The organism is Pseudomonas kairouanensis, from assembly GCF_004682055.1.
GTDB lineage: Bacteria > Pseudomonadota > Gammaproteobacteria > Pseudomonadales > Pseudomonadaceae > Aquipseudomonas > Aquipseudomonas kairouanensis.
In genome coordinates, this window is record NZ_QUZU01000013.1 from 94,520 (window position 1) to 113,493 (window position 18,974).

An 18,974-nucleotide genomic window follows, 5' to 3' on the forward strand; every position below is an offset into this window, starting at 1 on the left:
TCATGCGACTAGGTTTTCTTGGATGTACATCGCTCTAATGTGGGAGCTGGATTGCCTGCGATGGCTATGTATTGGGCACTGGAGCTAGTTGGTCGGAGTGAATATCCATTGTTTAGGTGATGGCTGATATGGGTTCCGCCCTTACGGCGGGTCACTTTTGGAAAAGAGCCCGGAATGCCGGCCCAGCCAAAAGTAACCAAAAGGGCTCTTGCCCCACCACTCGGTGCCTCGACTAGGCTCGGCATGCCCGAACGAAGGCTTGAATCCGTGGGCCGCCGCACTGGGCCATCCATGGCCCAGTGCGGCTAACCCGGCGTCCTGCCGGGTTACCCACGGATTCAAGCCTGCGTTCGGCCAACGTGGTTAACGGGGCGCCTAAGATCAAGATCAAAAGCCAGAGCCAGAGCCAGAGCCAGAGTTTGGGGTTGGGTCAACAGCCCCGTCACTGCTTGCGATACATCCCCGTCAAGAACGCCTGATTATCCGGCGCCGAGTTGTGCTCGATCACCGCAAATCCCTTCACCAATTGAATGTGATACGGTCCGTTCCCCTTGGGTGCCAACGGCTCGCGCACGATGATCAGGTTTTCAGTTTCCATGGGTAGTGTGTGCTGCGCGGTCACAAGCGGTTTGCCGGTCTTGGTGTCTTTGAGCGTCACGGTGAACTCGGCCACTTCCCTGCCCTCGGCGTCGCGCTCGGGGAGCACCTTGATGTCGAGGTCGCCGTCGCGGCCGAGGAAGTCATCGCGCATCTGGTAGTGGCCGTTACGCTGGTCGCGCTCCACTTCGCTGAGTTTGTCGTAGTCGGGTTCGCGCTCATCGGCGTGCAGCAGGATCGCCAGCTCCGGGTGATCGCCCTTGGCACTGCTGACCCAGGTGCCGGTGTAGTTATAGGGTTCGGTGGTTTCCCGCGTGATACGCCAGATGCCGGTCTGATGGCCGTCGTCGGCGTATTCGTGCAGGTAGACGAAGGGCTTGTCGTCGTAGTCGCTGCGGTCGCCCACCAGTTTGATCGGCTTGCCACTGCCGCTCTGGGTGTAGCGCAATTCGCCAATCAGCACGGCGCCCTGCTGCTGGTACCAGAGCTCAACCGGCAGCTTGCCGTCGAGGGTGCCGGCGAGCATCTGCGGGTCCTCATTGACCGGGCCTTCGAGCCGTGGCGTTTCCAGCCACTGGCCGTCTTTCCATTCGCCGGTGGTGCGCAGCATGTAGCCGCTGGGCATGCTGGAGTTTTCGCCGAACTCGGTCGGCGGGACTTCTTCCTGGGTGTACGAGCTCACCCGCACCAGTTGACCGTCGCGCATTTGCCACCGGGACGCACGCGTCCAGCAGCAGCCACGGTCGGTTTGTGAGTGGATCACGCCGTCATTGGGGGTAACCGAAAACATGCCGCCGCTGGTGTCGTTGGCCAGTTCGGTCAGTGCGGCGTTGAGTACCCAGTGAGGTTTCTGCCGGTCTTGCAGGTACACGTCATAGTTGGACTGAAACCCCGCCGCAGGGCCATCGCCATTGCGGATCGCCAGGTCCATGCGGCCATCGTGGTCGATGTCGGCGAAGTACAGCACGCCGCTCTCGCCCACCAGGCGCCAGTCCAGGGTCTTGCCGTTTGGGTCCAACGGCACCGGGGCGGCCGGGGTTTGCAATTGCTGGAGGATCTCGAGGGTGGTTTTGTCACGCACGGTGACCAGCGCACGCGTCTGTTGCTCAAGGTCTTGCGGCGCATCCGGGAACAGCACTTCCACCAGAAACTGACCGCTGGGGTCGTTGACCGAGAACGAACGGGGTTCGGCCAAGGCTGGGGCAGCCATGGCCAGGGACAGGAGTACACCGCTGACGAGCGAACGCATCCAAAGCATCCTTGCTGAAATTCGGGGCGGCAGTGTAAAAGCAAATGGCCTGCCATTTCGCACAAATCTTTGTTTGGCCCCACAGGTGGCTGGTATGTTCTATCCCCCCACGCACAAAAGGACCGGCCATGGAGCGCTTAGCGGTTAACACTGCATTGATCATCATCGACATGCAGCAAGGCATGAACCAGCCAACGCTGGGGCGACGCAACAACCCTGTCGCCGAGCTGCACATGCAGCACCTGCTGGATACGTGGCGCCAATCCGCTCGGCCGGTCGTGCATGTGCGGCACATCTCTCGCACCCCCGGCTCGGTATTCTGGCCTGGGCAACCCGGTTGTGAGTTCCAGCCAGCCTTGTCCCCCCAGCCCCATGAGCATGTGGTGGAGAAGAACATCCCTTGCGCCTTCACAGCCACGGGCCTGGAGCGCTGGCTGCATGCGCGCTCGATCCGCCAGTTGGTGATTGTCGGGGTGATCACCAACAACTCCGTCGAGGCGACCGCGCGCTCCGCCGGCAACCTCGGCTTTGATGTCAGCGTGGTTGGGGATGCCTGTTATACGTTTGATCAAACCGACCTGTCGGGGCGCCTCTGGCCGGCGGAGGATGTGCATGCGTTGTCGCTAAGTAATCTGGCGATGGACTATGCCAAGGTGGTGGCGGCTGATGAAATCCTGAGTCACTTCGCGGCGGCTTGATGCTCGGCCAATACCGCTGCGATCTTTTTACGCAGGGCTCCATGCACCTCTTCTGCATACGGCACTGCACTTTTCCAATCATAAAACCACGCAGGCATCCGGCGTTTGTCGTCTGGCTCGTTGGCGTAGCGCGGGAAGATATGGCAGTGCAGCTCAGGCTCCGAATTGCCGAGGATCTCGTAGTTCATGCGCAATGCATCGGTGGCCTGCAGCACGGCGTCACCGATCCGGGCCATGTCCTGCAGGTAGACGGCGCGGGCTTCGGCATCCAGGTCGTTGAGGCTGGCCACCACCGGGTCGGGGAGCAGCAGGCAGTAGCCCGGCAGGAATTGCACATCGCCCATCACAGCCCAACCTGAGGGCATGCGGCAGATGACTTTGTCGTTGCCGCCATTGCGGGCCAGTGCTACGCGTTCCGTGATGAGCGCCATGGGTTCTCCTTGATGGGCGTAAAGGGCAGGCGCCATAGTAAGCTTTACTCGGTTCAAAATGTGGGAGCGGGCTTGCCTGCGAAAGCGGTGGGTCTGCCAGTATTTGTGGCGACTGGCACACCGCCTTCGCGAGCAAGCCCGCTCCCACAGGGGATTTGCGGTGTACTCAGTTTCCCGGCCAGGCATAGCTCCTAATGTGGGAGCGGGCTTGCTCGCGAAAGCGGTGTGTCAGTTAACTGATTCATAGACTGACCCACCGCTTTCGCGAGCAAGTCGAATGGTCGCACCGCCGCTCCCACAGTTGATCATTAGTGAGTTTTGCCCACCCTCTTCAATGCTGGATATCGCCCATGCGCATTGCCTGCCTTCATACCGCCGTCAGTAACATCGCCGTCTTTGACGCGGCAGCCGTTGCACTTGGGATTCGCCCCAGCGTACTGCTGCACGACGTGCGCGCGGATCTGCTGGCGGCGGCGGAGCTGGCCGGGCAGTTGACGGCCGAAATCGCCGAGGCTACCGCGTCGGCGCTGCTTGCGCTTGCAGAGCAGGCGGATGTGGTGGTGCTCACGTGCTCGACCCTGGGGCCGGTGGTTGAAAGCCTTCGTACCCCACGTGTTCCCATCCTGCGAACCGATGAAGCCCTCGCCGCCACCGCGCTCAAGTGCAGCGGCAACGTCGTGGTGCTGTGCGCGGTACAGACGACCATCGAGCCTACCTCGCGGCTGTTCCACACGGCAGAGGTGCAACTGGTTCCGGGCGCTTGGGATTTATTCAAGGCCGCTGACATCGACGGTTACCTGGCGACCATCGCACACGCTGCCGACCACGCCTATGCCAACGGCGCGTCAATGGTGGTACTGGCCCAGGCCTCAATGAGTGGTGCGGCCTCACGCGTCACCGCAGGCCCACCTCCCCTTACCAGCGCATCCGCCGGGTTGACCGCTGCCTTGCAGGCCATCACCCCACCGCCAACTCCACCACCCCACCCTTGAACCGCACCGGCCACACCCGCAGCCGCTGGTGCGGCGACTCCAGGCATTGGCCATCTTGCAGGCGGTAATGCTGCTTGTAGATCGGTGCGGCCACCACCAGGTCGCCCTTGATGCTGCCGATCAGCCCGCGGCCGATTACATTGGCGCCCGATTCCGGGTCGTGGTTGTCGATGGCATACAGTGTCTGTTCCTGCGCGCCCGGCAGGTAGAACAGCGCCACTTGCGCGCCGTCCAGCCACACCACCACGCCGGAGTTGGTCACCAGGTCCTGCTTGTTGCACACGGTTTTCCAAGTGGGCTGGTTCATCAGGCAATCTCCTCGGCGACGGCAATCAGGTTGAGTTCGGTGGCCATGATCGGCCGACGTTGCCCACGTTCCTCGACGAACTGGATATCCGGGTCGGGGCGCTGGTCGTTGACGAAGGTGCGAAAGCGCTTGAGTTTGTCCGGATCCTTCAGCGCGTTGGCCCATTCGCACTCATAGCGGTCCACCACCAGTTGCATCTGCGTTTCCAGCTCGGCGCCCAGGCCCAGGCTGTCGTGGATGATCACGTCCTTGAGGAAATCGAGGCCGCCCTCCAGGCTCTCGCGCCATACCGAGGTGCGTTGCAACTTGTCGGCGGTACGGATGTAGAACATAAGGAAGCGGTCGATGTACTGGATCAGCGTGGCGTCATCCAGGTCAGTGGCGAACAGTTCGGCGTGGCGTGGACGCATACCGCCGTTGCCGGCGATATAGAGGTTCCAGCCCTTCTCGGTGGCGATCACGCCCACGTCCTTGCTCTGGGCTTCGGCACACTCGCGGGTGCAACCCGATACCGCGAACTTGAGTTTGTGGGGCGAGCGCAGGCCCTTGTAGCGGTCTTCGATCAGCAGGGCCATTTTCACGCTGTCTTGCACCCCGTAGCGGCACCAGGTGCTGCCCACGCAAGACTTCACCGTGCGCGTGGACTTGCCATAGGCGTGCCCGGTTTCAAACCCAGCGGCGATCAACTCGCCCCAGATCGCTGGCAGCTCATGCAGTTGCGCACCAAACAGGTCAATGCGCTGGCCACCCGTGATCTTGGTGTAAAGGTCGTATTTCTTCGCCACCTCGCCAATCACAATCAGTTTGTCGGCCGTGATCTCGCCGCCCGGAATACGCGGCACCACCGAATAGGTACCGTTTTTCTGCATGTTGGCCATGAAGGTGTCGTTGGTGTCCTGCAACGGCACCAGGGACGCATCCATGATCGGCTGGTTCCAGCACGACGCCAGGATCGAGCCCACCGCCGGCTTGCACACATCGCAGCCAACATGGCCACGGCCGTGTTTGGCCAGCAGTTCATCGAAGGTGGTGAGCCCTTCCACGCGCACCAGGGCGTAGAGTTCCTGGCGCGTGTAGTGGAAGTGTTCGCACAGGCTTTTGTCCACGCTGACGCCACGGGCGATCAGCTCATGCTCGAACACTTGCTTGAGCAGCCCTGCGCAGCCGCCGCAACCGGTGCACGCCTTGGTCTGCGCCTTGAGCGCGCCAAGGTCGCTGCAACCGCCGTCGATGGCCGAGCAGATCGCGCCTTTGGTCACGTTGTGGCAGGAACACACAGTGGCAGACTGCGGCAACGCGCCAGGGCCGAGTGCGGGTGCGCCAGCGGACGACGGCAGGATCAGGCTGGCCGGTTCTGGCGGCAGCGCGATGCTGTTCTGCATGTATTGCAGCAAGGTGTCGTAGTAGCTGTTATCGCCCACCAACACGGCGCCGATCACATGCTTCCCGCAGGCATCCACCACCAGGCGTCGATAGCTGGCGCTGGCCTCGTCGATAAATTGATAGCTGCGTGCACCGGGCGTGTGGGCGTGGGCATCGCCGATGGAGCCGACGTCCACCCCCAACAGCTTGAGCTTGGTGGACATGTCCGCGCCCACAAAGGGCTCAGCGGTCTGGCCGCACAACAATGCGGCCACACCACGGGCCATCTGGTAACCGGGCGCGACCAGGCCGAACAGGCTGCCGTTCCAGGAGGCGCACTCGCCAATCGCGTAGATATTCGGATCGCAACTCAAGCATTCGTCGTTGATCACCACACCGCCACGCGGGCCGATCTCCAGCCCAGCCTCACGGGCCAATGCGTCCTGGGCGCGGATACCGGCAGAGAACACGATAAGGTCGGTTTCGAGAAATTCGTCGTTGGCAAAGTTCATGCGGTAACGGTAATGCTCGCCTGCACTGATGGACTGGGTGGCACGGGACAGGTGCACACCCACGCCCAAGCGTTCGATCTGCGCCTTGAGGGCCAGGCCGCCGAAGTCATCCAACTGCACCGGCATCAAGCGCGGTGCAAACTCCACCACATGGGCTTCCAGGCCCAGGCTTTTGAGTGCGTTGGCGGCCTCCAGCCCCAGCAGCCCACCGCCGACCACCACGCCACACCGGGCATTGCCGGCAGCGGCGCGAATGGCATCCAGGTCTTGCAGGGTGCGATACACCAACCGCGAGTCGCCCTCGGCCCCTTCAATCGGTGGCACGAACGGATACGACCCGGTGGCCAGCACCAGCTTGTCGTAGGCTACGCAGCCATCAGCGGTAATCACTTCATTGCGGGCGCGATCGATTTCCAGCACCGGCACGCCCAGGTGCAGGGTCACGCCCAGCGTCTGGTACAACGAGGCTTCGGACAACGCCAACGACTCGGCATCGCGGCCGGTGAAGTACTCCGACAGGTGCACACGGTCATAGGCGCGCATCGGCTCCTCGCTGAACACATGCAGCCGATAGTGATCCAGCGCACCGCGCTCGATCAGTTGCGCTACGCAGTGGTGGCCGACCATGCCATTGCCGACGACGATCAGGGTTTTGAGACTGTTCATATTTAGCACCCGACGAAGCTCATCACGGTTTTTAAAAAGCAAAAAAAAACGCCTGAAACCTTTCGGTTCCAGGCGTCTTTGCCTGTTCTTATGCGGTCTTGCCGCTTATGCCCTAGACCTGTGTTGGCCTGTCGATCGTCGTTGACCGAGCTGGGATGAGTGGGGAGCTTGCAGGTGGCGTGCCAATTGGCCAAGGTCCCGATGGCTGCGGCCTCATGCCTAAATCATCCCCACGCGCCCTCAGCATTTCGCCTCCCACTGGTGCGCAACGCCCCATAACCGTGCGCCGCAGTGAGCGGGCTCGTCCTGCGCTGGGTGGCGAGGCCGCCCTCAATCCAGGCACCTCGGTCTGTCTGAAACACCGAGGCGGCCTTATTGGGGCGGCTTCGCCACCCAGCGCGGGGCAAGCCTGCTCACGACAGGCCAACCTGGTGAAGCTGGCACATGATTTGCCAGTGACATCCCATCGAGCAGTCAACGCAGACTGCCCTCTCACGACAAAGGCGCCGTGCGATCCCCGTTTTCAACGGAGGGTCGCAGGGCGCCTTTTTTTGTCTACAGGATTTCGGATGGCAAGCCAGAGCATACGCAGCGTGTGTCCTTATTGTGGTGTGGGCTGCGGCATCGTCATGCAGGTTGAACACAATAAAGTGGTCAAGGTCACGGGCGACAAGACCCACCCCACCAACTTCGGGCGCCTGTGCACCAAGGGCACTACCTGCGGGCAGGCCATAGCCGACGCCGGGCGCATGCACAGCGCCTATCTGCGCCAGGCCCGGGACCACGACCCGGTACGCATCGCCATGGACAAGGCCATCAGCGAGACCGCCTCGCGCTTGCGCCAGATCCTCGACAGCCACGGGCCCGACGCGTTGTCTTTTTACGTGTCGGGGCAGATGTCACTGGAAGCCCAGTACCTGGCCAACAAATTGGCCAAGGGGTTTGTGCGCACCGCCCATATCGAATCCAACTCGCGCCTGTGCATGGCCAGTGCCGGCAGTGGCTACAAACTCTCGCTGGGTTCAGACGGGCCGCCAGGCTCCTATGAGGACTTCGACCGCGCCGACCTGTTCTTCGTGATCGGCGCGAACATGGCCGACTGTCACCCGATCCTGTTCCTGCGCATGATGGACCGGGTCAAGGCCGGGGCGAAGCTGATCGTGGTCGACCCGCGCCGCAGCGCCACGGCGGACAAAGCCCACCTGTACCTGCCGATCAAGCCCGGCACCGACCTCGCACTGCTTAACGGCCTGCTGCACCTGCTGGTGAAAAACGGCCACACCGATCCTGCCTTTATCGCCGCCTTCACCGAAGGCTGGGAGGCCATGCCGGGTTTTCTCGAAGACTACCCACCGCACACCGTCGCCGCACTCACCGGCCTTGCCGAAACCGATATCCGCCAGGCCGCCGCCATGATCGGCCAGGCCGCCGAGTGGATGAGCTGCTGGACCATGGGCCTCAACCAAAGCACCCACGGCACCTGGAACACCAACGCACTGTGCAATCTGCACCTGGCCACCGGCGCCCTGTGCCGCCCTGGTAGCGGGCCGTTTTCCCTCACCGGCCAGCCCAACGCCATGGGCGGCCGCGAGATGGGCTATATGGGCCCAGGGTTGCCGGGCCAGCGCTCGGTGCTGGTGGACGCAGACCGCAGTTTTATCGAAGACCTGTGGCAACTGCCCCACGACAGCCTGCCGCGCCAGGCCGGCAGCGGCACCGTGGCGATGTTCGAACAGATGGCCGCCGGGCAGATCAAGGCCTGCTGGATCATCTGCACCAACCCGGTGGCCAGTGCGCCCAACCGCCGCACCGTCATCCAAGGCCTGCAAGCGGCCGAGTTGGTGATTACCCAGGATGCGTTCCTCGACACCGAAACCAACCGCTATGCCGACATCCTGCTGCCCGGCGCCCTGTGGGCCGAGGCCGAAGGGGTGATGATCAACTCCGAGCGCAACCTGACGCTGATGCAAAAGGCGGTCGATGCCCCCGGCGAAACCCTGCCGGACTGGCAAATCATCGCCAGGGTGGCCTGCGAGATGGGCTTTGCCGAGGCCTTCACGTATGCATCCGCCGCCGACGTGTTCGACGAGATCAAACGCGCCTGGAACCCCAAGACCGGCTATGACATTCGCGGCGCCAGCCATGCACGCCTGCGCGAGCAACCGCTGCAATGGCCGTGCGCATCCAGCGATGGCGCCGACCGCAACCCGATTCGCTACCTGCATGAAGGCACCCTGCGATTCGCCACCGAAACCGGCAAAGCCCAATTCCTCCCTCGGCCCCACATGCCGCCGGCGGAAATGCCCGATGACAGCTTCCCCTTCGTGCTCAATACCGGCCGCCTGCAACACCAGTGGCACACCCTGACCAAGACCGGCAAGGTCGCCACCCTGAACAAGCTCAACCCCGGCCCGTTCGTGGAGCTGCACCCCGAGGACGCCAAACGCCTGGGCATCAAGGACAAGGATGCGGTAGAGATTCGCTCCCAGCGCGGCCGCGCCGTACTGCCTGCGGTGGTCACCGACCGGGTACGCCCAGGCAACTGTTTTGCGCCGTTCCACTGGAACGATGTGTTCGGCGAAAACCTGGCCATCAACGCGGTGACCAACGACGCCGTGGACCCGATTTCGTTGCAGCCCGAGTTCAAGTTCTGCGCCGTGGCCCTGGCGCGCATCGAGCTGATCGACCACCGCTTTCTCGACCTCCCTACCCCACACGCTGAGGACCCCACCATGTCGCGCCTCGACGCCTTCGCCGCTATCACCGGCATCCGCAACCTGGCACCACCGCCATTGAACGACAGTGAGCGCATCTACCTCGCAGGCTTCCTCAGCGGCCTGCAATCGGGTGCTGCGACGCTGGGCGTGCCGGTCATGCCGGCCAGCGCACCGCTGACCAACGATTCGCGCTTGTGGCTGGACGGTGTGCTCGGCGGCTTGTTCAGCCGTGGCGGGGAGACCACGGCGGCGCCCTCCCCGGCGGTCACCCTGTTGTGGGCCTCGCAAACCGGTAACGCCGAAGCCTTGGCCGAGCGCTTTGCCAAACGCCTGGGCGATGCCGGTATTGCAGTGGAGCTTTGTGCCATGGCCGACTTCCCGCCCAGCAGACTGGCGACCACCCAGACCCTGGCGCTTATCAGCAGCACCTTTGGCGACGGCGACCCGCCGGACAATGGCGAAGGGTTCTGGCACAGCTTGAACACCAGCGACCTGCGCCTGGAGTCTTTGCGTTACGCGGTACTGGCCTTGGGTGACCCCAACTACGACCAGTTCTGCAAACACGGCAAGCAACTCGACCAGCGCCTCCAGGCACTGGGCGCCACGCGCCTGCTGGAGCGGGTTGACTGCGACACCGAGTTCCAAGCGCCTGCCGATGCCTGGCTGGCGAAGTTCCAACACAGCCTCAACCCTGCCAAAGCCATCGTGCCGGCCACTCCCGCCGGCAAAACCAAACTGCATAACTCACGCCTGTTGCTCAACCGGCACTTGAACCCGCAAAGCCCCCACAAGGAAACCCGCCAATTCGCCCTGGACCTGGCCGACTCCGGCCTGAACTACGAAGCCGGCGACGCCCTGGGGGTGATGCCGCGCAACTGCCCGGAACTGGTGGGCGAACTGCTCGACCTCACGCGGCTGGCGGGCGATACCCGCGTGAACATCGACACCTTCGGCGAAGTACCGCTGCAACAGGCCCTGACCCAACACTTCGAAATCGCCCGACCCAGCCATGACACCCTGGCATTCATCGCCGAGCGCAGCCGTAACCCCAACCTCAAGCACCTGCTGGAACCCGAGCGCAAGGCCGACCTCAAGGACTGGCTGTGGGGCCGCCAACTGGCAGACGTGCTGCACGACTACCCCATCGACTGCTCGGCGGATGAATTGCTCGGCACCCTCAAGCGCCTGCAGCCGCGCCTGTATTCGATTGCCTCCAGCGCCAAGGCGCATCCCCATCAAGTGCACCTCACGGTGGCGGCCGTACGTTATGGCAAGCGCAAGGGAGTGTCCTCGACCTTCCTCGCCGACCGCGCGGGCGACAGTGAAGTACCGGTGTTTGTACAGCCGTCCCGGCATTTCCGTACGCCAGCCGATGGCGACGTGCCGATGATCATGATCGGCCCCGGCACCGGTGTAGCCCCCTTCCGTGCGTTCTTGCAGGAACGTCGTGCGATGGGCCATCAAGGCCGTAACTGGCTGTTCTTTGGTGAGCAGCATGCCGCCAGCGATTTTTACTACCAGGACGAACTGCAAGGCTTGCAGCACGACGGCTTGCTCACCCACCTGAGCCTGGCGTTTTCCCGTGACCAGGCGCAGAAAATCTACGTGCAAGACCGCATTCGTGAGCACGGCGCCGAGGTGTGGCGCTGGTTGCAGGACGGTGCTCAGTTGTATATCTGCGGCGATGCCAGCCAGATGGCCAAAGACGTTGACCTGGCCTTGCGCGAAGTGGCGCAACACCACGGCGGGCTTGGTGTTGAAGGCGCCGTGGAGTACTGGCGCCAGTTGAGTGAGCAAAAGCGTTATCTGCGTGATGTGTACTGATTGGATACAGAACAATCACCCATTTGTATTGTGTACAAAAAACCCTAAAGATTTACCGGCATCGGGCCGAAACAGCAGTGATAGCAGATCGCCAAGCCTTTGGCGGTCTGGTCGCCCTCTAGCTGATGGTTGTCTCGATGAAAATAAAAAATAAGCTGGTCCTGGCTTTTGTATCTGTCGCGTTTATCCCGGTAACCCTGGTGGCAGTGATCTCCGTCATGAATACACGGACCCAGGCGGTGGATCAGTTCATCGACGGCAGCACCCGGGAAATACGCCAGATCGACGGCAATATTCGCCAGTTCTTCGATGGCACCTTGCAGAACGTCGATCAGATGGCCGCTGATCCTGTATACACATCGGTGAGCACGCTCAAGGATTATCAACCTGCCAATGCCGCCAGCCAACCGATGCCGACGCAGGCGCAGCAGGTCATCGACCAGTTTGCGCGCTATGGCGCCACGCACCCGGCAGCGGCGATTTTGTCCATCGGCCTGGAAGACGGCACCTACGCCAAGTGGCCGGATGACCCGCAACTGTCCAAGTACGACCCGCGCACCCGCCCCTGGTACAAGGCGGCCATGGCCAGCCCCGGCAAGACGGTGCGCACCCCTGCTTACTATTACGACAAAGACGACGTGGCCCTGGTGGGCACCGCCCGCGCATTGCTGGACAGCACCGGCAAGGCCAAGGGCGTGTTCGTGGTCAGTGTGTCGCTCAAGAACCTCACCGAACTGGTCAAAAGCATCAAGCTGGGGGAAAGCGGTTACGTGATGCTGATCGAGGACGGCGTGGTGCTGGTAGACCCGCGTGAGGCCAGCCACAACTTCAAGCCGCTCAAGGACCTCGGCGAACCCTATGCGCAATTGGCCAACACCGCCCAGGGCTCCACCGAGGTGGTGATCGATGGGGTGCGCTACATGGCCAATATCTGGACCTCCCCCGGCCTGGGCTGGCGTTACGTAGGGCTGATCGAATACAACGAAGTCATGGCCCAAGCTACACGCATGACCTACCTCACCAGCGGCATCGTCGCGGTGCTGGTGCTGATCTTCGGGCTGGTCGCGGCCGCCTTCTCCAAAGTCATCGTCAAACCCATCGGCCAGGTCAGCACCGGCTTGCAGTCCATCGCCCAGGGCGAAGGCGACCTGCGCCACGAACTGACGGTGCAAGGCAAGGATGAAACCGCCGAACTGGCCGGTTGGTTCAACAAATTCCTCGCGGCGATTCGCCAATTGATCCAGCACATCGGCGCGGCCTCCACCAACTTGCAGAACGCCTCCAAGGTCAACAGCGAAGTGGCCCACAACATGAACGAGGCCGCCGGGCGCCAGCGAGAGGCCGTGGAATTGGTGTCCACCGCGTTCAATGAGATGGTCGCCACCGCCAACGAAGTGGCGCGCTCTTGCAGCGGTGCGGCAGAGTCCGCCGAAAATGGCCACCGGCGCGTGGCCGAGGGCAAGCAGCAGATCGAAGTCACCACCGATAACGTCAACCGCCTGGGCCGCCGTTTGACCGAATCGTCCCAGGCCATGGTGGAGTTGGAAGCCGGCAGCCGCAGCATCAACCAGATCCTCGGCACCATCCGCGCCATTGCCGAACAGACCAACCTGCTGGCACTCAACGCAGCCATCGAGGCGGCTCGCGCGGGCGACCAGGGCCGTGGTTTTGCGGTGGTCGCCGATGAAGTCCGGGCACTGGCCAAGCGCACCTCCGACTCCACCGGCGAGATCGAGCAATTGCTGGGGACCCTGGAAAACAAGACCCAGGAAGTCACGCAAAAGATGGGCAGTTGCCTGGACCTGTCACGGGCCAGCGTGTCGTCCATCGAAAACGCGCGGGACAGCTTCGAAGGCATCCAACTGTCGGTCAACGAGATCCGCGACCAGAACCTGCAAATCTCCGCCGCCGCCGAGGAGCAACACAGCGTGGCCGAAGAGATCAACCGGCATATCCAGCAGATCTACGACGAAGCGCGTTTGGTGGAAAGCCTGGCCAATTCGGCCCAGGACGATTCGGGGCGGTTGGCCAACCTGTCGGATGAGCTGAATGGGTTGGTGGGGCGATTCAAGTCCTGAATGCTACAGCCCCACCCGTGCGCCGCGCAGTGTTGCCCGCAACAGCGGTTCAGCCCTGGCGGCGCTGCCAGTGCTCATAAAACGCCAGGGACGCCACGTTCTTGTCCTTGGCCTCCAGCATGATGTCGAAGCGGTCGAGAAACTGCAGGGCGTAGTCGTTGGTCCAGCGGTTCCACATCTGCGCGCTGTGGGCGTACAGGTCGCGCTTGGCCACCACCGCCAGCAGCGCGTCCATTTCCAGTTTGTGTTCGGCGTCAAAACCCAGTTCCTGCAGCACTTCCTGGGGCTGGGAGTAATGCAAGGTCGGTCGTACCCCGCGCCAACTGTCGATCACGCGGGCGACCCGTTCCGAGTGCGGGTCGATGTAGTCGTTTTCGTTGATCCAGCAATGGTGGATGTCCAGCACCACCGGCGCCAGGTCGGCGACTTGCAGGCAGTGATCCAGGCCGTAGGTCTTCTCGTCGTTCTCGAAGGTGATGCAATTGCGCGCCACCTGCGACAGCCGCGCCCATACGGCGCGAGTGCCTTCCACCCCCAGGCGCCCGGCGATGTGCACGTTGCACTTGAGGTCCTGGAAGCGTCGGCCATAACCCATCATGCGGATCATGTCGGCGTGGTATTCGAACTCCGCCAGGCTGTTTTCCACCACGCCAGGGTTCTCCGAGCCCAGTACGCAGTATTGGCCGGGGTGGAACGACAGGCGGATATCCGAGGCGCGGGCCCGTTCGCCAATGGCAGCAAAGCCCTCTATCAACTGTTGCTCGATGGCCGGGTCTTTGTACACGGCGGCGACTTTGGGGTGGCTGTAGAACGGCAGCAGGTCGCTGCTCAGACGCAGCATGCGCAAGGTCGGGGGCAACCCGGCAACGTACGCCAGTAGGCGCAATTGGGCGGCCAGGTTGTGGGTGACCACCTCCACCAACTTGTCGCGGGCCACTTGCGGCGTGACGCTGTCCATCCAGCGCAACGTGGTGGTGCGGGGGTTGAACGGCCCTTCGATCAACTTGAGGGCGCTGGCCGAGAGCAGGCGCTCGGGATGCTTGTACTGGCACGCAAAGCCGATGCGAGGGTGGGTCATGGGAACGCCTGGCGAGAGAAAGTGCAGGATGATACGGCGTTAGTCCCGGTGCCACACAGGGGGTTCATAATATTTCGACACGTATAATGCTGAACTTTCTGACATGCGGTGCGTTCATTTCCTATGCGCTGCCCCCGCTCAGGGGGCGTTGTACAACAAGGAGACGCCGTCCACATGACCACCCTTCCCGTCTACCAAACCGGCCCGGGGCCGCTGCATGCGACCTTGATCGCCGGCACCGTGCCGCTGTTTCTCGGTGCCTTGCTCAGCGACATCGCCTACACCCAGACCTACCAGATCCAATGGGCCAACTTCGCCGCGTGGCTGATCGCCGGAGCCCTGGTGTTCGGCGGGTTCGCGTTCTTGTTTGCACTGGTCAATCTGTTCCGCACCGGGCTGCGGGCCGGGCGACCGGCACGTTATGTGGTGCTGTTGTTGGCCGCCTGGGTGTTGGGCCTGGTCAACGCGTTCCAGCATGCCAAGGACGCCTACGCCTCGATGCCCACCAGCCTGGTGCTGTCGGCCATTGTCTTGCTGCTGGCGTTGGCAGCCACCTGGACCGGCCTGCGCAGCGGAGGTGTGAAATGAAAACCTCAAGCACCCTCACCCTGTTGAGCACCGCCCTGCTGCTGACGGCCTGCGGCGGCGAAGGCGACAAAACCCAGATCCACGGCCCCGACCCCAAGCTGGCCGAGCAACAAAGCAGCCTGCTGCCGAGCATGAAAATCGCCGAACCTGCGCCCTGGGGCGAGCAGAAACCCAAAGTGCCCGACGGCTACAGCGTGACCGCCATTGCCACCGACCTGGCGATTCCACGGCAGACACTGGTATTGCCCAACGGCGACATCCTGGTCGCCGAAGGCCGTGGCGGCAGCGCGGCCAAGCTCAAGCCCAAGGACGTGATCGCCAGCCTGATCAAGGCCGAGGGCAACACCAAGGTCAAGGGCGGCAACCGCCTGACCCTGTTGCGTGACGCCGACGGTGACGGCACTTATGAACTGAAAACGGTCTTTGCCGACAACCTCAACGCGCCCTACGGCCTGGCCTTTGCCAACAACAAGCTCTACGTGGCCAACCAGGATGCCCTGGTGAGCTTCGACTATGCCGACGGCCAGACCAAGGCCAGCGGCCCGCCCTCCAAGGTCACCGACCTGCCGGCGCAGATCAACCATCACTGGACCAAATCCCTGGCCGTGAGCGCCGATGGCAGCCAGCTCTACGTGGGTATCGGCTCCAATAGCAACGTTACCGAGCGCGGAATGGAAGTGGAGATCGACCGGGCGATGGTGTGGCAGATCGACGCCGCTACCGGCGCTCACAAGCCTTACGCCACGGGCCTGCGCAACCCCACCGCGCTGACGATCCAACCTGACTCCGGGCAACTGTGGACAGTGGTCAACGAACGTGACGAATTAGGGCCAGACCTGGTGCCGGATTACCTGACCTCAGTGCGTGAAGGCGCGTTTTACGGCTGGCCCTATAGCTATTGGGGCCAGAACGTCGACCCGCGCGCCCAACCGCAAAACCCGGCCAAAGTCGCGGCCGCGATCAAACCTGACTACAGCCTGGGCTCCCACGTAGCGGCGCTGGGGGTGGATTTTTCCATCCCGCAAATGGGTGAGCAATTCGCCGACGGCGTGTTCGTGGGTGAACACGGCAGCTGGAATCGCGAGAACCCGGTCGGCTACAAGGTAATCTTCGTGCCCTTCAACAATGGCAAGCCCTCCGGTGAGCCCATCGATTTCGCCACCGGTTTTCGCGGCGACGATGGCAAGACACGCGGCCGCCCGGTGGGCGTGACCGTGGACCCTAAAGGCGCGTTGATCATTGCCGATGATTTGGCCAATACAATTTGGCGGGTGACGCGTAACCGCTGAGCAAAGTATTTGACATGCTTGCCTGAGGCAACAATATAATTGCCTCAGGCAACCATATCGAGCATCCACTATGTCTACTCCCCTGCTTGTCGAACGCGCTGGCATCGTGCGCGGCTTCAATCGCTTTTATACCCACCAGATCGGCGTGCTGCAGGAACACCTGCTGCAAAGCGGCTATTCCCTTACCGAAATCCGTGTGATGTACGAGTTGTCCTCCCGTGGCGACCTGACGAGTGTCGAGCTTTGCCAGATGCTCGGGCTGGATGCAGGCTACTTGAGTCGCTTGATCAGCGGCTTAGAGAAAAAAGGCCTGATCCAGAAAGTCCGCTCCACTACCGATGGGCGAGCCGTGCAATTGCACCTCAGTGAGCTGGGCCGCTCAGTGCTGGCCCCGCTGGAGCAAAGGACCCAGGAAGAAGTCATCGCCCTGCTGCAAGCCCTGCCGCAAGCGCAGCAGCAACAGCTGACGGCGTCCATGCAACGCATCCAGGCGTTGTTGCAAGGCACACCCCCCAGCTACCTGTTGCGAGACCCGCAGCCGGGGGATATGGGCCTAGTGGTGCAACAGCAATCGGCGCTGTATACCCGCGAGTACGGCTGGAATTGGGAGTTCGAGGCGCTGGTAGCGGAGATTGTTGCCAAATACCTGAGGGAATTCGACCCGACCTGCGAGCGCTGCTGGATCGCCGAGAAGGATGGCATGGTGGTGGGTTCGGTGTTCGTGATCCGCCATGACGCCACCACCGCCAAGTTACGCATGCTCTACGTAGACGCCAGCGCCCGGGGCATGGGCATCGGCCAGCGCCTGGTGGATGAGTGCGTACGTTTTGCCCGTCAAGCCGGCTACACCCGCATGCTGCTGTGGACCGTGGATATCCTTACCGATGCACGCAAGCTCTATCAAAAAGCCGGATTTGAACTGATAGAGGAAGAGCCCATGGTCAGCTTTGGCAAATCCCTGGTCAGCCAGACCTGGGCCCGCACGTTGTAAAGCCGTCCCGCGCCGTTGCAGCGCGGGACGTTGCGCCTTAAAGGTCAGTGATTTCCTTGTGACGCGGCACCAGCGTCTTCATCACGCTCCACGCCACCAGGTAAGCCAGCGCACAGATCGCGAACATGATCATGTAGCCGGTATGGATATCGTTGATGGACTTGTAGTAGTCGAACACCCAGCCGCCGATCTTGGTCATCACCACGCCGCCCAGGCCACCGGCCATGCCGCCGATACCCACCACCGAGGCCACGGTTTTCTGCGGGAACATGTCGGACACCGTGGTGAAGATATTGCACGACCACGCCTGGTGCGCTGAGGCGCCTACGCCGATCAGCAACACCGGCACCCAGAAGCTGATGTAGCCCAGAGGTTGTGCCAGCAGTACCACTAGCGGGAACAGCGCGATCACCAGCATGGCTTTCATGCGCCCGTCATACGGCGCGTCACCGCGTGCCATGAAGTAGCTGGGGAACCAGCCGCCGCCGATACTGCCAACCATGGTCATGCTGTACAGCACCGCCAGCGGCATCACGATATCCGCGCCTTTCATGCCGTATTGCGCCGACAGGTAGGTGGGTAGCCAGAACAGGAAGAACCACCACACGCCGTCAGTCATGAACTTGCCAAACGCGAAGGCCCAGGTCTGGCGGTAGGTGAGCAACTTGAACCACGAGACTTTCTTTTGCACCGCACCAGCAGGTGCCGGGGTGAACGGCTGCACCGTGGAATCGCTGCGGATGTAGGCCAGCTCGTCCGCCGACAGACGCTTTTGTTGCTCGGGCTTTTCATAGATGGCCGCCCATACCGCGACCCACAAGAAGCCCAGCATGCCGATCACCATAAAGGCTGCTTCCCAACCCCACATCCCCGCAATCAGCGGCACGCAGATCGGTGCCAGAATCGCCCCCACGTTGGCACCCGAGTTGAAGATGCCGGTGGCCAACGAGCGTTCTTTCTTGGGGAAGTATTCGGCGGTGGCCTTGATCGCAATCGGGAAATTACCCGCCTCGCCAATCGCCAACACTGCACGCGACAGCATGAAACCGGCAATCGACACCGGAATTACCGCCAGGCCCACCGCAGTACTCACGGCCGCGATCCCCTCGCCCATCTGCACCGAGAACGCATGCATGATCGCGCCCGTGGACCAGATGCCAATCGCAACCACATAGGCCGCCTTGATACCGATCTTGTCGACAAAGCGCCCGGCAAACAGCATGGAAATGGCGTAGACAAACTGGAACACGGCGGCAATGTTGGCGTAGTCGGTGTTGCTCCAGCCAAATTGCGTGGACAACTGCGGCGCCAACAGGCTGAGCACCTGGCGGTCGAGGTAGTTGACGGTGGTGGCGAAGAACAGCATCGCGCAGATGGTCCAGCGATAGTTGCCTACCGCCTGGCCAACGCGATGGGCGTTGATGGGCTCGTTCAAGTTCATGGCATCACTTTTTATTTTTGTTAGGTAGGACATATGTAACGTCATATGTCGTCGTACAACTACGGCTTTTATAGCGAGGTGCTCGAACGGTGTCAATCTGAAATGTTAGGGTTTATGGGGTGATCGCAATTCAGGTTGTAGGACGACAACGCCC

13 protein-coding genes and 1 pseudogene are annotated in these 18,974 nt (G+C 62.1%); 8 read left to right on the forward strand and 6 right to left on the reverse strand.

Annotated elements, in window-relative coordinates; translation table 11 throughout:
- Positions 1 to 442 precede the first annotated feature (442 nt).
- Entirely contained in the window at positions 443 to 1,846 is a 1,404-nt protein-coding gene (locus DYL59_RS13165; protein ID WP_135289571.1) for an XAC2610-related protein, read from the reverse strand.
- Between the two features lie 128 nt (positions 1,847 to 1,974).
- Here DYL59_RS13165 and DYL59_RS13170 point away from each other — a divergent pair, with 128 nt between their 5' ends.
- Positions 1,975 to 2,544 carry a cysteine hydrolase family protein gene (locus DYL59_RS13170; RefSeq protein ID WP_135289572.1) on the forward strand — a complete coding sequence of 190 codons (570 nt, stop codon included), beginning with the start codon at positions 1,975 to 1,977 and terminating at the stop codon, positions 2,542 to 2,544.
- On the opposite strand, the gene DYL59_RS13175 is transcribed toward DYL59_RS13170, so the two are convergent.
- Positions 2,526 to 2,975 carry an HIT family protein gene (locus DYL59_RS13175; RefSeq protein ID WP_135289573.1) on the reverse strand — a complete coding sequence of 150 codons (450 nt, stop codon included), beginning with the start codon at positions 2,973 to 2,975 and terminating at the stop codon, positions 2,526 to 2,528. The genes DYL59_RS13170 and DYL59_RS13175 overlap by 19 nt on opposite strands.
- 350 nt (positions 2,976 to 3,325) lie before the next feature.
- On the opposite strand from DYL59_RS13175, the gene DYL59_RS13185 reads away from it, so the two are divergent.
- Positions 3,326 to 3,967, forward strand: coding sequence for an aspartate/glutamate racemase family protein (locus tag DYL59_RS13185; protein WP_135289574.1), 642 nt, complete (start codon positions 3,326 to 3,328; stop codon positions 3,965 to 3,967).
- Here the strand turns inward: DYL59_RS13185 and nirD are convergent.
- Together nirD and nirB are read right to left on the reverse strand one after the other, a co-directional pair.
- On the reverse strand, positions 3,933 to 4,274 hold the full coding sequence (nirD, locus tag DYL59_RS13190) for a nitrite reductase small subunit NirD (RefSeq protein WP_135289575.1): 342 nt from the start codon (positions 4,272 to 4,274) through the stop codon (positions 3,933 to 3,935). The genes DYL59_RS13185 and nirD overlap by 35 nt on opposite strands.
- Positions 4,274 to 6,814 carry a nitrite reductase large subunit NirB gene (nirB, locus tag DYL59_RS13195; protein ID WP_135289576.1) on the reverse strand — a complete coding sequence of 847 codons (2,541 nt, stop codon included), beginning with the start codon at positions 6,812 to 6,814 and terminating at the stop codon, positions 4,274 to 4,276. The genes nirD and nirB overlap by 1 nt, the downstream gene beginning before the upstream one ends.
- Positions 6,815 to 7,383: 569 nt before the next feature.
- Between nirB and DYL59_RS13200 the strand changes: the two genes are divergently transcribed.
- The 3 genes and pseudogenes from DYL59_RS13200 to DYL59_RS32070 all read left to right on the forward strand — a co-directional run bounded on the left by DYL59_RS13200 (position 7,384) and on the right by DYL59_RS32070 (position 13,433).
- The gene (locus tag DYL59_RS13200; protein WP_135289577.1) at positions 7,384 to 11,355 is read left to right on the forward strand and encodes a bifunctional nitrate reductase/sulfite reductase flavoprotein subunit alpha; all 3,972 of its coding nucleotides are present in this window, start codon (positions 7,384 to 7,386) and stop codon (positions 11,353 to 11,355) included.
- A gap of 218 nt (positions 11,356 to 11,573) precedes the next feature.
- Positions 11,574 to 12,578: pseudogene (locus DYL59_RS32065) on the forward strand (cache domain-containing protein); the annotation flags it as partial.
- Between the two features lie 87 nt (positions 12,579 to 12,665).
- Positions 12,666 to 13,433 carry a methyl-accepting chemotaxis protein gene (locus DYL59_RS32070; protein ID WP_420359284.1) on the forward strand — a complete coding sequence of 256 codons (768 nt, stop codon included), beginning with the start codon at positions 12,666 to 12,668 and terminating at the stop codon, positions 13,431 to 13,433.
- A gap of 49 nt (positions 13,434 to 13,482) precedes the next feature.
- Here DYL59_RS32070 and DYL59_RS13210 read toward each other — a convergent pair whose 3' ends face one another.
- Positions 13,483 to 14,511 (reverse strand): apurinic/apyrimidinic endonuclease family protein, encoded by a 1,029-nt coding sequence (locus tag DYL59_RS13210; protein WP_135289579.1) that lies wholly within the window; start codon positions 14,509 to 14,511, stop codon positions 13,483 to 13,485.
- 174 nt (positions 14,512 to 14,685) lie between these two features.
- Here DYL59_RS13210 and DYL59_RS13215 point away from each other — a divergent pair, with 174 nt between their 5' ends.
- The 3 genes from DYL59_RS13215 (at position 14,686) to DYL59_RS13225 (ending at position 17,379) form a co-directional block, all read left to right on the forward strand.
- Complete coding sequence (locus DYL59_RS13215; protein WP_135289580.1) at positions 14,686 to 15,099, forward strand: DUF2231 domain-containing protein; 414 nt, start codon at positions 14,686 to 14,688, stop codon at positions 15,097 to 15,099.
- The gene (locus tag DYL59_RS13220) at positions 15,096 to 16,388 is read left to right on the forward strand and encodes a PQQ-dependent sugar dehydrogenase (RefSeq protein ID WP_135289581.1); all 1,293 of its coding nucleotides are present in this window, start codon (positions 15,096 to 15,098) and stop codon (positions 16,386 to 16,388) included. The genes DYL59_RS13215 and DYL59_RS13220 overlap by 4 nt, the downstream gene beginning before the upstream one ends.
- Positions 16,389 to 16,458: 70 nt before the next feature.
- Complete coding sequence (locus tag DYL59_RS13225; RefSeq protein ID WP_135289582.1) at positions 16,459 to 17,379, forward strand: bifunctional helix-turn-helix transcriptional regulator/GNAT family N-acetyltransferase; 921 nt, start codon at positions 16,459 to 16,461, stop codon at positions 17,377 to 17,379.
- A gap of 37 nt (positions 17,380 to 17,416) precedes the next feature.
- Here the strand turns inward: DYL59_RS13225 and DYL59_RS13230 are convergent, their stop codons facing one another.
- Complete coding sequence (locus tag DYL59_RS13230) at positions 17,417 to 18,820, reverse strand: MFS transporter (RefSeq protein ID WP_135289583.1); 1,404 nt, start codon at positions 18,818 to 18,820, stop codon at positions 17,417 to 17,419.
- Positions 18,821 to 18,974: the final 154 nt, after the last annotated feature.